Source organism: Paenibacillus sp. NPDC057967 (genome assembly GCF_042887015.1).
GTDB lineage: Bacteria > Bacillota > Bacilli > Paenibacillales > Paenibacillaceae > Pristimantibacillus.
Map to the genome: position 1 here is coordinate 593064 of NZ_JBHVQB010000002.1, position 13781 is coordinate 606844.

The following is a 13781-nucleotide window of genomic DNA, read 5'->3' on the forward strand; positions in this document are numbered from 1 at the left end:
CTGCCTCCTCGGTATAATACCGAGGAGGCAGCTTTACTTTATGAGGTAGCCGATGTACGTATGCCGATAAAGGGAAGAGGATGTGAGGCATATTCGCCTTGCAGCAAACCTAATATCGTCCGCGCGCCAATCATGGAGTAGACGGTGCCATTGCCGCCGTAACCCAGACTGTAATATACGCCAGGAAGGGCAGGGTCCTCTCCGATAAAGGGAAGATTGTCTCGCGACTCTCCGAAAGTGGCATTCCATCTATATTCAATGGCAAGCGGCCAATCGGGGAATAAGGATTGTATTTTATCCAGAAGCTGCTCGCCTCTTTTTCTGAGGATCTCTTCGCTGTGAACAGGCTGCTCGATCCCTTCATCGAGCCCGCCGGCTATTATGCGACCCTCCTCAGTTGTCCTCATATAGAGATAGGGTCTGGCGGTCTCCCAAATCAGCCATTGCTGATGCCACTGCTTAAGCAGTGGCTCCGGCATAGGTTGTGTGACGATCGAATAAGAGCGGTTCATGTTAGACTGCACCAGCTTACTGCGCAATTCTTCCGGCTCATACCCGACCGCGCAGACAATGTAGTCGGCATCGATCGTATGGCCTCTTGAGGTGTGCAGCCTGTGCCTCCCGTCCGGAAGCTTCTCGTGCCGCACGATGTCGGTATGCTCATGCAGCCGTGCACCGGCCTTGGCTGCTGCATCCGCAAGTGTATTCACGAAATGGAACGGATTCACTTCAGCGTCACCGTGTGTAATGATAGCTCCGGGTTTTTTGAACGGAAAGTGCTTCGCAATCTCATCGGCTGTCCAGAATTCCACAGGTAGGCAAGCTTCGCGTAGCGCTTCGTACTCTTTTCTCAGCTTGGGGAGATCTTGTTCCGTGGATGCGAAGTAGAGGCTGCTCCGTCTCTTGAAGCCGACAGAAACAGGCAGGCTTGCCGCTGCCTGCTCCAATTCATCGACCGCTTGCAAGCATCTCTTATAGAATAGCTGCGCATTCGTCTTGCCAATCTGGTCGATCAGATCGCATAACATCGTATCGTTGCAATATTGCAGCATGCCCGTATTAGCTGAGGTGCTTCCTTCCGCAATCTCTCCCCGCTCGACCAGCAGCGTATCCAGACCGGCTGTGGAGAAAGCGTAGGCGCAGTTAATGCCGGACATGCCGCCTCCAATAATGGCAACTTGAGCTGTGGCCGCTTCCTTCAGTGCGGGATACGGCCTCGAATCCGATCGTGTAGTCGGCCAATACAGCTGACCCGTGTGAAGTTCCTTCATAGATACACCCTTCCCTGGAAAGCTCTATCCGTAGTATATCCACCGCCGTATATCAGGAATCCCCCTGTTGTCCCAATATGTCCTGCCTGTAGGCAATCGGAGACAAGCCATGCTGCTTCTTGAACTGCTTGGAGAAGTACAAAGCGTCTTGCATGCCGACGGATGCTGCAACCTGCCCCACAGTCAATTCCGGCCGTTCGCGAAGCATCAGCTTCGCCCGATCCAGTCTAAGCCTGAGCAGGAATGAGACGGGGGAGAGACCGGTCTTCTTCTTGAAGACGCGCGACAGGTAGGCTCGGTTGTAGCCCAGAGAATCGGCCATCGCTTCAATGGACACGGCATGCGTATATTGAGCGGACAAGAAGCGGACAACCCTTTGATGGAGCTGTTCGCCGTGACTTTCTGTTTCTTCTGGATACCGGCGGGCGGCAATGGCCGCCTTGCGGTATGCAGCCATGAGAAGCTGGAGATATCCGGCGGCCTCCAGGTCGGCTGAGTTCCCTTCTCCGCTTAATGCATGAAAGACGCATCGATATAGTGTGGATGCCCGGCGTATGTCGGATAGGCGATTGTGCTGTAAGTCTCCGGTATTCAATCCAGCTTTTGCTGCTAACGCAGTCGCTTCCGTCCCTTTGAATGCAATCCATCTGTAGTGCCAGGGGTCCGCATCGTCCGATTCGTAGCGTATGAGCTGACCGGGCTTGATGAGGAAGGTATGGCCTGATTCCAACTCGTAGCTCTTGCCGTTCAGCTCGAAGATGCCTCGGCCAGATAAGACTAGATGCATCAAATAAAAGTCATACACCTTCGGCCCAAGCAAATGGCCGGGCGCTGTCTGGCTCTCTCCTGAGAACAAAACGCGCAGGGCGGACGGTTCACCGCTATTCTCAATGGCCGGGTTGGATGCGACGCGATAGGTTTCCGGCTTCATAAGGTATTACCCCTTTCCGGGATGCTGTAATCCGAGGTCGTTTTTCTCATCTTATCATGCTTCATTGGTGGCGGGAAAGTCACATAAATCCATATGTTGCAACCATTCCGCCATTTCCCTTCCAGCGCACTTCCACTATACTAAGGCTAATGAGAGTAGATGATTCATTCCACCAGCAAAGGAACGTGAAGCGAATGGCTAATATAGAAGCTCTTAAAACCCAATTCATCGAACACTATGGCGGACAACCGTCGGATATTGAAGTTTTCCATGCGCCCGGGAGAGTCAATCTGATCGGCGAGCATACGGACTATAATGGAGGCTACGTGTTCCCGGCGGCGCTTACCTTCGGCACGACATTATTAATCCGGGGCAGAGGGGACCGGAGCCTGGGGCTGGCATCGACCAACTTCCCGTTATCGAAGCGGCTTTCCATCGACTCCGTCAGTTATGACAAAGCGGATGAATGGATGAACTACCCGAAGGGAATTGTCCATGAGCTGCTCAGCCAAGGCATCGTGTTCAGCCAAGGGTATGATCTGCTCTATCACGGCGAGATTCCTAACGGATCAGGCTTGTCCTCTTCCGCATCTATTGAAGTGGTAACGGCGTATGCGCTGCTGTCCATGGAAGGCTTGCCTCTGAACAAAACAAAAATTGCATTATTGTCCCAAAAATCGGAGAATGAGTTCAATGGCGTCAAATGCGGCATCATGGATCAGTTCGCTGTCGCGAACGGACTGCGCGACCATGCGATGCTGCTGATGTGCGATACGTTAAAGGTAGAACAGGTGCCTTTCCGCACGGAGGGCTACTGTCTGATTATCGCCAATACAAACAAGCGCAGAGGCCTCGCCGATTCCAAATATAATGAACGGCGCGCCGAGTGCGAGCGGGCAGTGGAAGAGCTTCGTGCGGTGCATGCAGGTCTGGAACTGCTCGGCCAGCTAAGCACGGAGCAATTCAATGCCAGCAAGCATCTGATTCAAGACGAGACCGTCAGAAGACGCGCGCAGCATGTGGTGGAGGAGAACGAGCGCGTGCTTCAGTCGGTGAAGGCGCTGAATGATGGGGATCTGGAGCGCTTCGGCCAGCTCATGTATGCCTCTCATCAGTCCTTGCGCGATTTGTACGAGGTGACAGGCACTGAGCTCGACTCGCTTGTAGATGCCGCTCGCGAAGTGCCGGGCGTAGTCGGGTCCCGTATGACCGGAGCGGGCTTCGGCGGCTGTACCGTCTCGCTTGTTCAAGAGGATAGCGCGGCCCTGTTCCAGGAAGAAGTCGGCCGTCTATATACGGAGGCTACCGGACTCAAGGCGGAGTTCTATGTATGCAGCATCGGCAATGGTGTCGAGCGGTTGGAAGCTTGATTCGCTTGTCGTCAATATGAACGAGGAGTTGGTGAGATGGCAGTATTAGTAACGGGAGGAGCAGGGTATATCGGCTCCCATACGGTCGCCGCGCTGCTCGAACGCGGTGAGGACATCGTTGTGCTCGATAATTTGCAGCAAGGGCATAAGGCGGCGCTGCTTGGCGGCAAGCTCTACGTCGGCGACTTGCGTGATGCAGAGGTGCTGGATCGGGTTTTCACAGAAAATGAGATCGATGCGGTCATTCATTTTGCCGCTAACTCACTGGTCGGAGAGAGCATGAAGCAGCCGGGGAAGTATTATCACAATAATGTGTACGGAACCTTATGTCTGCTTGAGAAGATGAATGAACATGGCGTCAAGAAGATTGTATTCTCGTCGACAGCAGCAACTTACGGAGAGCCGGAACAAGTCCCGATTGACGAGTACGACCGGACATTACCGACGAATGCTTACGGAGAGACTAAGCTGGCGATGGAGAAAATGATGAAATGGTTCGATACGGCTCATGAGATCAAATATATCTCCCTGCGTTACTTCAATGCCGCCGGGGCTCATGACAGCGGCAAAATTGGGGAGGATCACCGGCCGGAGACGCATCTGGTACCGATCGTACTGGAAGCAGCGCTCGGCAAGCGTCCTCATATCTCCGTATTCGGCGACGATTACGATACTACGGATGGCACATGCATCCGCGATTATATTCATGTCAGCGATCTGGCGGATGCCCATGTGCTGGCGGTTGATCGTCTACGGACGGGCGCTGACAGCTCTGTGTACAATTTGGGCAACGGTCAAGGCTTCTCCGTCAAAGAAGTAATTGAAATCGCGCGAACGGTTACCGGGAAGGAAATTCCGGCGGTCATCGAGCCGCGTCGCGCAGGGGACCCGGCTGTATTAGTGGCGTCTTCGCAGCGTGCGCGTACCGAGCTGGGGTGGAAGCCAAGCCGCAGCGAGCTTAAGCATATCATCACAAGCGCATGGAACTGGCATGTGTCGCGCCCGAATGGCTATGAGGGCTAAGAGGCATCTGCCCGCACCTGCGTAAGAGGAGCTGGACAGCATGAGTATCGCCACGCAAGCGACGCCTTCTAACGAAGAAGCGTTGCTGTTGATCGAACGATTATTGGCGTTCGCGCAGCAACAGGAGTTGCTGCATGAGCTGGATTTATCCTATGGACGCAACGCCCTGCTCGATTTGTTCGGATTTAATGAACCTTATGGGGGAGCGGTCCCCGATGAGATGACGGATAACGCCTCCGAGCTGCTGGAGCCGCTGCTGGATTACGGCTGCTCGATCGGGCTGGTGCCGGACTGGACAACGACGCAGCGGGACTTGCTGGATGCGCGTATTATGGGGCTGCTAATGCCAAGGCCATCGGAAGCGGCGGCGTGCTTCCGTGAGCGAGCGGAGCGGGAAGGGCTGTCAAGTGCGACGAGCGCCTTCTATCGAATGAATATTGCGAGCAATTATATACGTATGGATCGCATCGCCCGCAATCTGTACTGGCAGCACGACACTTCTTACGGAAGCCTGGAGATGACGATCAATTTGTCAAAGCCGGAGAAGGACCCGCAAGAAATCGCCAAGCTGAGAACGATGCCTCAGAGTCATTATCCGAGCTGCCTTCTATGTGCGAATAATGTAGGTTACGCCGGGCGAATCGACCATCCGGCAAGACAGAATCTGAGAGTGTTGCCGCTCCAGCTCGGTGGCGAGGACTGGTACTTTCAATATTCCCCCTATGTCTATTACAACGAGCACAGCATCGTGCTGAAAGCGGCGCATGAGCCGATGTCCATCTCTCATGACACTTTTGTGAGGCTGCTTGATTTTGTAGAGCAGTTCCCTCACTACTTTATTGGCTCGAACGCCGATCTGCCCATCGTAGGAGGCTCCATTCTAAGCCATGATCACTTCCAGGCTGGACGGCATGAATTCCCGATGGAAACGGCGAAGGTAGAAGCCGAGTTTACGAATGCCGCTTGTCCTGGTGTATCGATCGGCATCGTAGAGTGGCCCATGTCGGTCCTCCGTCTGAACGGGGCTTCCCGATCAGCGGTGCTGGAAGCGGCAAATGAGATTCTGGATGCTTGGAGAGGCTACTGTGATGAAGCTGCCGAGGTGCTGGCATGGACAGAGTATGAAGGCGGGAGGCGTGAGGCACATAATACGGTAACGCCAATTGCGCGTCTTCGGGATAACGGCGAATATGAGCTGGATCTGGTCCTGCGAAACAATCGGACCAGCCCCGAGCATCCGGATGGCATCTTCCATCCTCATCGGAACCTGCATCACATCAAGAAGGAAAACATTGGACTTATCGAGGTTATGGGTTTGGCAGTGCTTCCGGGCAGGCTGAGCGAAGAACTGAAAAGCTTGTCCATGTATCTGACGCCGGATGCTGTAGAGGATATAGAGAGACTTGGTCAGACCGGTCATCCGCTGCACAAGCATGGGGAGTGGCTGGCGTCACTGGCGGAGAATCATGGTACCGCAAATTCAGTTGCGCAAGCATGGGCGATCATGCAGCATGGAACCGGAGAACGATTCCTTAACGTGTTGACGGATGCGGGTGTATTCAAGCGTACAGAGCAGGGCAGAGCGTCCTTCCATCAATTTCTTGCTTCGGTGGGAGCAAGTCCAAAATGAATAGCAAACCTTCCTGAAAATCGGCAATGCGATGAACGGGAAGGTTCTTTGTTGTGTTTTTTCATGAATTATGGTATTTTTTATATAATAAATATTGTTTTTAGAATTAATAAATTTTAATGAAGCTAGCTCATAATGGAGGGATAGAAATGCCAGAAAAAATGCTGCCGCTCGACGGATTTTTGCAGCTCAGCTCAGACGAGCAGGTGGAGAAGCTGAAGCGCTGGAAGATGGATTACACGTTGAAAGATATTCGGGAGGCCTGGAACTTCAAGCATTCCGCGCAATACTACATGTTGTTGAAGAAACTTAGAATCTATGAACGTGTTGTGAATAAATCAGACAAGTTCTACCCTGCGCAAGAAAACTTGAACCAGCGCCCGGGTCATGTTGATGAACGCGGCTGGCGCGGCGGCAGCTATGGCGCGAAGCTTCCTTCCGATTCATTCGACTACCAGCTTAACACGACGTTGACCGGCCCTGAACTAGCCGACAAGCTGGAGAGATTGGCGCACTTCCTGAAGGGCGAACGCAAGGATATCTCTATCAAGCTGTCTATTGAAGCGGTGGAGACGGAGAAGAATGAAGATTCGGAAACACAGGAGTAATGGAGCAATAGGAGAAAGAACCGGAATCGTCTTGAACGATCCCGGTTCTTTTTTGTCGAATAATGATAATTAATGGTTTGGAATGGCAAAATATACGATATATTACTTCTATTGAATCCGTTTACTTTTTACGCAGCTTGCCTAGCTCCGATACCAGTGCTTCAACTTCACTAATGCTGAATCTTTCCTTCGCATTTACGATATCGTACAGTTCCTTTATATCCTCGTATTGGTCTACGTTGAAGTTGGAGGCTTGCATGGCGGCGCCTGACGCCATTCTTAGCTTGGTCTTGATTGCTTCGATCATGATTTCGACGTTTTCTTGGGTGTGCTGATCCAGGTTGCTCATATGATTCGCCCCTTTCCTTGGGTGTTGGCTCCCGTCATTGTATCACGACTGGGGAGGGGATCGCCACAAATTGAAGACAAGGGCAATATTCGGTACAATAGACGGTATTGGGAAAGAGTACGGAAACGGGTGAAGAGTAAGGTGCGGATGACGGAGCAGTCGATTGGAAAAGGCCCAGCGAGGGGATCTCGGTCGAGAGGGAAGAGCAAGGAAGCGGAAGCCGATACGCTGGCAATACGGGATGCAGAGGGGTTATCGGAGTTTATGGCTTCGATTGCACGGCGGGAGCCTGATCCTGACCGAATATTGTTTATCTGCATAGGGACCGACCGGTCGACCGGAGATGCCTTCGGCCCGCTGCTGGGCTCGATGCTGAAGGAGCAAGGCTGGAAGCATGTGATCGGCACGCTGGAGGAACCCTGCGACGCTCATGCAGTGGAGTCGGCTGTATGCCGGGCAGCTGTTCTGCAAGGCAGCGACAAGCTGACGCTGATTGCCGTTGACGCTTGCCTTGGCAAGCCGCAATCGGTAGGAGGCTTTATCACCCGGGAGGGATCGTTGCAGCCGGGAGCGGCGACGGGACGAAGACTTCCCGCCGTAGGCGATTACAGCATCGCCGGTGTTGTCAATTTGAACGGAGTGAAGGCATACGGGATGCTGCAGACGACATCGCTGCATCTGGTCATGGGCATGGCGAAGCAAGCGGCAAGGGCGATCCGTGAAGCATGGTTGGCGGAAGCCAATAACGGGTAGTGGGATTCAAACCGATAAGGGGGCTTGATCAAGATGGAACAGAATGAAAAAACGGGCGGCCACAGCCAATCGATTGCGCAGGATACGGCAGTGATCAAAAATGGCGTCAAGCTGGCTTACTATGATTCGAAGGAGTCGCATGGGCTGGACATGGCGCTCGTACTGCTGCACGGCTATTGCGGCAGTTCGGCTTATTGGGCGAAGATTGTGGACGAACTGGCGGCGTCTATCCGAGTGGTGGCGCCTGACGCGAGAGGCCATGGACGAAGCTCCGCCCCGGAGGAAGAAGTGTACGGAATGGAGCTGTTCGCAGACGATCTGGCCGGTGTGCTTGATGCATTATCCATTCGCCGTGCGATCGTGCTTGGCCATTCGCTTGGCGGCTATATTGCGCTCGCTTTCGCGGAACGGCATGGGGACAGACTGTCCGCATTTGGACTGGTTCATTCCACTCCGCTGCCAGATAGCGAGGCTGCCCGTGCCAATCGGGACAAGGCTGTCGCTTCGCTTCAGGAGAGCGGTGTAGAGGCGTTCGTGGACGGCCTGATTCCGAAGCTGTTCGCCAAGGATCGTCTGGAGGGCATGGGGCCGGAGGTAGCCTGGTGTAAGGAAATCGGCTACGTCACAGCACAGCACGGTGCCATCGCGACAGCCAAAGGGATGAAGACAAGAGCGGACCGCAGCGCGGTGATCACTGGCTCCAGCCTTCCGGTGCTGCTGGTGGCAGGTGCCCAAGACGGAGTAATCCCGGCGGAGAGCACCTTCTCCGCCGTTAACGGAGAGACGAGAAAGGTCGAGCTGGAGCAGGCGGGCCATATGAGCATGATGGAATGCGCACCGCAGCTTGCGGAAGAGATGGCTTCTTTCGTAAGGTCGATATAGGAATAAGGAAGGGCGAGGGGGGGACGCGGCCTATGTTCCAACGTGATTATTTCATGAGAATGATTAGTCAGATGACAGAAGCGTTAGGGCAAGTGCTTGGCTTGCGCAAGCAGATGAAGCAGGAGGAAGCGCTGCTAGTGCTGGACGATCTCTTGGACAAGCACTTTCGGCTTAGCAGCAAGCTTATCCGATCCTTGTCCGATGAGGATCTGATCAAAGTGATGACGACCAACGGTGTGATCGATACCGACCATCTTCAGGCCATTGCCATACTGATGAAGCAAGAGGGGGTGCTTCACGGGGAGCTCGGACGGGAGACGGAGTGCTACGGAATGTATGTGCGTTCACTCCGGCTCTTCTTACGCTTATCGCTAATGGGGGCGGAGCCAACGATTGTAGAGCCCAGAGAGCAAATTAAGGAGCTGCTCGATTTGCTTAGCGTGTATGAGCTGCCCGATTCTGCGAAGCGTCTGCTGATGGAATGGCATGAGGCGGAGGGGCGTTACGATCAGACCGAAAATGTCATGTATGAGCTGCTTGAAGCGAGCGCGATATCGCCGGAGGAAGCCTCCGAGACGTATCGCAGGCTGCTGGAGCAGAGCGACGAGGCTTTGGCAGCGGGGGGACTTCCGAGAGAAGAGATCCGTCAAGGCATGGCCGATCTGCAATCGGCATTGAAAGCATAAGGCAACGAGGGAGTGACCAGTCAAGCATGACGGAACAATGGCAACAGGATATCGAGACCTGGATCAGAAAGGGACAACTGCTGCAAGCGACGCTTAGCTCGCCGCGCGGAGGCGGGGAAACGACGGCTCCCCGGACGGTCATACGGCCTGTGAGGCTCAAGGAAGGGCTGCGTTATCAGTTCGAGTCCCATTATACGAATAAAGTGCTGCATCACAACTTGGACGAGGATGAGACGGTATCGCGATTGCTTGAGATTGTCGGTCCTCTGTACCGGCAAGGATTGGTGAAGACGCAGGATGAGGACGTGCAGCTTCTGTTCAGCAAGAAAGGCAAAGCGACCGTACGAAGGACGGCAGTGAGCGGGAGAGACAAGTCCGCCGCGCAGGAGCATAACCGGAAGAAGCAGCGCATCCTGGAGGAAGGCAAGCCGGCTCCTTTCCTGGTAGAGCTGGGCATTATGACAGAGGATGGCCGAGTTCATGCGAAGAAGCAGGATAAGTACCGCCAGATCAACCGCTTCCTGGAGATGGTGACGGATGTGCTGGACGCGCTCCCGCGGGACCGCCAGCTGAAGATTGTCGACTTCGGCTGCGGGAAGTCATATCTGACGTTCGCCCTGTATCATCTTCTTGCGGTAGAGCAGGGACGCGATATCTCCGTTATCGGGCTTGATCTGAAGGAAGACGTAATCGCCTTCTGCTCCAATCTGGCTGATAAGCTTGGGTATGACAGGCTGAATTTTCTCGTTGGGGATATTGCGGAATATGAAGGTCTTGAAGCAGCCGATATGGTGGTAACCTTGCATGCATGCGATACGGCAACGGATGCGGCTTTGGCGAAGGCGGTAGGCTGGGGAGCCTCTGTCATTATGTCTGTGCCATGCTGCCAGCATGAGCTGTTCCGTCAAGTGGAGAGTGATGTGATGGCCCCGCTGTTGTCGCAAGGGCTGCTGAAGGAGCGCTTCTCGGCGCTGGCAACTGATGCCATCCGTGGGAACCTGCTGGAGGTGCTTGGCTATAAGGTGAGTATGCTGGAATTCGTGGACCCGGAGCATACCCCGAAAAACCTGCTTATTCGTGCTGTAGCGACTCCGCACAAAGAACTATCGCTTGCAAAGTGGAAGCAATATGAAAGTTTCAGAGACTTTCTGCATCTGTCTCCAGCACTAGAGAGCATGTTATCCCATCATTGGCCGGACGCAGAAAAGAATTCCGTGAAATCGACGAAATAGCCAATTGTCGATAGGAATAACATTTGTTACAATGGAAGAAGATGGCTACCAAATGAATGGGTGAACCGTATTGGAATGGATGATTTGGTTAGACTTTAGTACGTTTGCGGTGCTTCTGGGCCTTTTTTTATATTTATTTTCATCAAGCTCAGTCACGGTTCTGCACCGAATCTATCTTTTCTTGCATATCGTCTTCATGCTGTGGCCCCTGTTTCAATTTGCCTCGCAGACGACGACAATGGTCAGCTATAGGCTTTTTTACCTATCTGCATCTTATATAGGTCTTTCGTTGCTTGGTATTGGCTGGTTTGCTTTTATTCTCTTTTTGACAGGACAGTACTACATCATTCGGAAGAGTCGCTTACTTCTGCTATCGATACCGGCACTTGTGTCGGTTATTGTCGTTATATGGAATCCGGACGGCGGATTCCTTGACATCAACCAATCTGTGGAACCGCTTAAACAGCTTCAGCACGGCTCGCTTTATTGGGTGATGATTATCCAGCTTGTGCTGTATTTATCGGTTTCTCTTGTCATTCTGCTGTACAAGCTGGGAAGAAAAGATGATTCCGTCAGACAGCGCAAGATGGTCAGAACCGCACTGAACAGCGTGTTTGTGCTTTCGTTTTTCTCCATTACCGACTTCTTCGTCAATGTGGCTTATATTGATTATTTTGCGCGCTACATTCCACTAATTTCTGTAGGGATGACTGTAACCGCCATCTATATTGTTCATGCCATCAGCCGGAACAAGGTGTTCGATATCATTCAGATCGTCCAGAAGGACGTCATGAACACGATGTCTATGGGCATTATCGTCATGGACGAGAACGATACGATTATTGAGGTCAATAAGGTAATTAAGCCGATTCTTCGTATCCGGATCGGGGACAGCTTCAATCCCGATGCGCTTGCGTCGCAGTTCAAGAGCGAGACCGCCCGGCAGCTGCATGCTTTTTTTGAAGCGCAGCGTGTGCGGCCAATGGAGCGGCTGGAAATCGAGCTGTCCCTTGATATGAACCATATTCGCCACGTCATTGTCCAATCGGCGCCGATTCTGAACCAGAAGAAGCGAATTGTAGGGCGTGTGCTTACCTTCCATGATGTGACGGAGCTGCGCATGCTGGTCGAGGAGACGAATAATCAGAACGAGCTGCTCCAGGAGAGGAACCGCGAGCTTCTGATTATGCAGGACGAGCTGTACCAGGCGAACCGGAAGCTGGAGCATATGGCGATTACGGATGGTCTCACGGGCTGCTACAACCGCAGATATTTACTGCAGCAGCTGGAAGGCGAGGTCGTCAACAATATCAGGTACGGCATTCCGTTTTCGATCTTCATCTTCGACCTGGATTATTTCAAAACGATCAATGACCGGTACGGCCATCTGATCGGCGATGAGGTGCTCTGCAGTACGGTCGATGCGGTACGAAGCGCCTTGCGGCTGACCGATGTGCTGGCCCGGTTCGGCGGCGAAGAATTCACGGTCTACCTCCCGCATACGAACCGGGAGCAGGCGGATGTCATCGCCGAGCAGGTGAAGTCCGCAGTAGAGAAGAACCTGGTGTCTACCGGGATAGGCGATGCATCGGTCGCGGTCACCATCAGTATGGGCGTGATTTCGATGGAACAATTCGATTCGTCGGACTTGGACAATCCGAAGGCCTTCCTCCGCGAGCTGATGTCTCAAGCCGATGCTGCCCTATATGAAGCGAAGTACAATGGACGCAACCGTATCGTTAAGCGCAAATTAGCATAAAGTCCCGACGTGATGTACGGGATTTTTTGCGTAGCGGAGGGCGTTCAGCTCAAGGTAAAAGTTTCCATTTCATAGTTACCTGCTCCTTACATAGTAAGAAAGGTCACAGTCTGTTAATATAGCTTTAACTGGCTGCAAGTGCAAAGTTTTGTTTAAAAGGCGGGAACAAATCAATGAGAAAAGTGCAACTTGGAATGGTCAAGCCTGGGGACAAGGTTGCAAAATCCATCTTCCAAGATAACGGCAACGTTCTTCTTGGTGAGGGTGTAGAGCTGAATGAGCGTTATATTCAGCGCTTGGAAAATTTGGGCATTGATTTCTTGTATATTGAGGACGGGAATACGACTGATATCGTGCCGGAGGATACCATCCGGGACGAAACGCGTTCGAATGCGGTTAATGTCATTTATAAAACGATGAATTCCTTCAAGGAAGAAATCGTCACGAGAGGCCGGACGATCGCTCCGGATATGGGGCGCAACTTCCGCGCTGTATTCGGCAGCATCATGCAAGACCTGGCTACACGGCCGAATATGCTGGTGAATCTGTCGAGCATACATTCCAGGGATGCGTATCTGTTCCAGCATTCGTTCAACGTGGCGGTGCTGGCCGGAATTATGGGCATCGCAAAAGGGTTTAACCGGAATCAGCTGGAGGAGCTCGGAATCGGGGCACTGCTCTTCGATATCGGGATGACGAAGATGCCGCAAAGCCTGCTCACGCAGACTGAGCGTTTCACAGCGGAAGATCTGAAAGTTCTCCATACCCACCCCATGGAAGGATTCGATATTTTAAGAAAATATCATGACATCTCCATCGTCTCTGCGCATTGCGCCCTTCAACATCATGAGCGGTATAACGGCTCGGGCTATCCCCGCGGATTAAAGAAAGACGAAATTCACATTTATGCGCAAATCGTCGGTTTGGCTGATACATACGACGCGCTGGTGTCTCCACGACCTCACCGGAAGCGGTATACGACAAGCGAAGCAATCGAATTTCTGTTCGCTGCTGGCGGGACCTTCTTTGATCTGGAGCTGATCAAGCTGTTCTGCAGCCATATCTCGGTATATCCGGTGGCGACGACGCTGCTCTTAAGCACGGGGCAAGAGGTGGTTGTCTCGCAAAACAACGAGCTGGCGGTGCATCGTCCGCGCGTTCGCGTCATTAAGGAGATGGACGGTAAGCCGCCAGCATCTCCGTATGAGATTGAACTGAAGGATACTCCGCATATTACGATCATAAAAGAAATGTAGAACAATCGAGCCTTTCTTGTTCCGGCACATG

General features: G+C 52.9%; 13 protein-coding genes. 10 read left to right on the plus strand and 3 right to left on the minus strand.

Translation table 11 applies throughout. The annotated features are described in order from the left end of the window. Positions 1–38 precede the first annotated feature (38 nt). Together ACFVSO_RS07090 and ACFVSO_RS07095 are read right to left on the minus strand one after the other, a co-directional pair. Positions 39–1271, minus strand: coding sequence for an NAD(P)/FAD-dependent oxidoreductase (locus ACFVSO_RS07090; RefSeq protein WP_387471524.1), 1233 nt, complete (start codon positions 1269–1271; stop codon positions 39–41). A 52-nt stretch (positions 1272–1323) separates the two neighbouring features. Beyond that, positions 1324–2202, minus strand: coding sequence for an AraC family ligand binding domain-containing protein (locus tag ACFVSO_RS07095; protein ID WP_387471526.1), 879 nt, complete (start codon positions 2200–2202; stop codon positions 1324–1326). Between the two features lie 194 nt (positions 2203–2396). On the opposite strand from ACFVSO_RS07095, the gene ACFVSO_RS07100 reads away from it, so the two are divergent. From ACFVSO_RS07100 to ACFVSO_RS07115, 4 genes are all read left to right on the plus strand, one after another. Then, positions 2397–3572, plus strand: coding sequence for a galactokinase (locus tag ACFVSO_RS07100; RefSeq protein ID WP_387471528.1), 1176 nt, complete (start codon positions 2397–2399; stop codon positions 3570–3572). Positions 3573–3608: 36 nt separating this feature from the next. Continuing rightward, positions 3609–4595: a UDP-glucose 4-epimerase GalE gene (gene galE / locus ACFVSO_RS07105; protein WP_387471530.1), complete on the plus strand. Its 987-nt coding sequence runs from the start codon at positions 3609–3611 to the stop codon at positions 4593–4595. Positions 4596–4635: 40 nt separating this feature from the next. Next, a complete protein-coding gene (locus tag ACFVSO_RS07110) occupies positions 4636–6225 on the plus strand; it encodes a UDP-glucose--hexose-1-phosphate uridylyltransferase (RefSeq protein ID WP_387471532.1) in 1590 nt (529 codons plus the stop codon). 149 nt (positions 6226–6374) lie between these two features. Next, complete coding sequence (locus ACFVSO_RS07115; protein WP_387471534.1) at positions 6375–6833, plus strand: hypothetical protein; 459 nt, start codon at positions 6375–6377, stop codon at positions 6831–6833. A gap of 121 nt (positions 6834–6954) precedes the next feature. On the opposite strand, the gene ACFVSO_RS07120 is transcribed toward ACFVSO_RS07115, so the two are convergent. Next, the gene (locus ACFVSO_RS07120; protein WP_387471535.1) at positions 6955–7182 is read right to left on the minus strand and encodes a DUF1128 domain-containing protein; all 228 of its coding nucleotides are present in this window, start codon (positions 7180–7182) and stop codon (positions 6955–6957) included. Between the two features lie 129 nt (positions 7183–7311). Here ACFVSO_RS07120 and yyaC point away from each other — a divergent pair, with 129 nt between their 5' ends. From yyaC to ACFVSO_RS07150, 6 genes are all read left to right on the plus strand, one after another. Next, positions 7312–7935, plus strand: a complete 624-nt coding sequence (yyaC, locus tag ACFVSO_RS07125; protein ID WP_387471537.1) for a spore protease YyaC — start codon at positions 7312–7314, stop codon at positions 7933–7935. 33 nt (positions 7936–7968) lie between these two features. Further along, positions 7969–8817 (plus strand): alpha/beta fold hydrolase, encoded by an 849-nt coding sequence (locus tag ACFVSO_RS07130; RefSeq protein WP_387471539.1) that lies wholly within the window; start codon positions 7969–7971, stop codon positions 8815–8817. 32 nt (positions 8818–8849) lie between these two features. After that, positions 8850–9503: a DUF6483 family protein gene (locus tag ACFVSO_RS07135; RefSeq protein ID WP_387471541.1), complete on the plus strand. Its 654-nt coding sequence runs from the start codon at positions 8850–8852 to the stop codon at positions 9501–9503. A 26-nt stretch (positions 9504–9529) separates the two neighbouring features. After that, the gene (locus ACFVSO_RS07140) at positions 9530–10735 is read left to right on the plus strand and encodes a class I SAM-dependent methyltransferase (protein ID WP_387471543.1); all 1206 of its coding nucleotides are present in this window, start codon (positions 9530–9532) and stop codon (positions 10733–10735) included. A gap of 79 nt (positions 10736–10814) precedes the next feature. Next, complete coding sequence (locus ACFVSO_RS07145; protein WP_387471687.1) at positions 10815–12494, plus strand: histidine kinase N-terminal 7TM domain-containing diguanylate cyclase; 1680 nt, start codon at positions 10815–10817, stop codon at positions 12492–12494. Positions 12495–12667: 173 nt separating this feature from the next. Continuing rightward, a complete protein-coding gene (locus tag ACFVSO_RS07150) occupies positions 12668–13750 on the plus strand; it encodes an HD-GYP domain-containing protein (RefSeq protein WP_387471545.1) in 1083 nt (360 codons plus the stop codon). Positions 13751–13781: the final 31 nt, after the last annotated feature.